The organism is Bacillus sp. AFS040349 (assembly GCF_002577655.1).
Classification (GTDB): domain Bacteria; phylum Bacillota; class Bacilli; order Bacillales; family Bacillaceae; genus Metabacillus.
The window spans coordinates 3416-4896 of record NZ_NUMC01000199.1 but is presented as its reverse complement, the minus strand read 5'-3'; the positions used below and the strand labels follow the sequence as shown (position 1 = coordinate 4896).

The following is a 1481-nucleotide window of genomic DNA, read 5'->3' as shown; positions in this document are numbered from 1 at the left end:
ATCTAATTTATCAAATACAACGACAAAAAAATCTGTAGGAATTCAGTCTTCCATCAAAAGTTTTTTAAAAAATTGAATTAGGAATTGTCCTACTTTACCTACTGTTAAAACGGAAAAGAATTATTTCAATATTAATCAAGAGGGCAGTTAAAATGATTATTGAGAAACAAATGCCTGTACCCAATTCAATGGGCGATTAAGAAATACGAGGTCCTTGAAAAAACGGCACTATTTTTCTCTTGAAAATTTCAAGAGGAAGAGTTGATCTGGACGGGTTCGGTTTAAGGTATCGTTCTAAAAGCTAGAATAATGAAAATGAATGGGAAGAGTGGGAGACCATCTATCTATCCATCGATTGATTTCCGTGTGAAAGTGAAAGACCCAGGAGTTTAAAAAGCTGTAAAGTAAGAAGTAAGGTTATATTTACTAATAAGTAATTACGGTAGTTCCTTTTTGTTTTCACTTATTTAACGATTCAAGCTAATAAATGTTAGTAGGTGAGATTAAAGAAGAACGGTGTCAGTGTATTTAAGTTCTTCTATATTTATTATTATTAAATGTAGGAACAGTATATGTAATTTAAAAGTTCGTCAAGATTCCACATCTAAACATTCATGAGATACAAGTTCTAAATTCTAAAAATAGTGAAGTTAAACCTTTTAGAATTTTGATGACTATGAAATGCATAATGAAAAGCTGTCCTAGGCAATACTATTGAGGTGAGTAATCTATTTGGGGTAATTCTAACATTTAAATATAACAAAGTCCTTAATATTCTATTTCATCAAAATCTTTGGGTTGAGGTGTTGGTTGCGTGTGTTTTAACTTTGGATTTGTTGAAATTTCATCAGATAATTCTGAAAATATTTAACTTGATTTTTGGGTGAGTATTCATTCTCTGTTCTATTGATGTTTTTGTCCATATTGGTTTCCCTCCATTTCCCTCATAGGGATAACAGTCTGTTGGTAAGGACTAATCCCCTGAACTTCTGCGACTAAATATCCATTTAGGTAAACATTAAATGTAGGTTTATTTGAGTGAATTTTCTATTAATTCACTCATGAAAGTTTAATTTTTGTTCAACCATGGATATACTCACTCCTCTCCTATTTCAATATGATTTATTTTCCCCAAAAACTGAAGTTAATATTTAAATTTTTACCGTTTAATAAGAGAATGTAATAATACACCCTCTCCTATTTCCACTATTTGGATTGAGTTCGTTTAAATAATATAACTTTTAAAGAACAATATTAAAGGGTATGGAGGTGGTATTAATGACTAAACAAAGTAATTTTCCTTTAGCTATGACTAACATGGGGGAACCATCAGAAATGAGTCCGATTAAGGAAATTACTTATGAGGATACGGGGTCACCTATTATTGAAGTTACTCAACCTCTTACATCAAAGGAACCGCTTGAAATTAGAAAACCTTCATCGGTAACCTTGATTTGATTTAAATATATAAAGAAGGTAAA

1 protein-coding gene is annotated in these 1481 nt (G+C 30.9%); it reads left to right on the top strand.

Going from position 1 to position 1481, the window contains the following annotated elements; genetic code table 11:
* Window positions 1–1278: 1278 nt before the first annotated feature.
* The gene (locus tag COD11_RS26110; RefSeq protein ID WP_098799779.1) at window positions 1279–1458 is read left to right on the top strand and encodes a hypothetical protein; all 180 of its coding nucleotides are present in this window, start codon (window positions 1279–1281) and stop codon (window positions 1456–1458) included.
* Window positions 1459–1481: the final 23 nt, after the last annotated feature.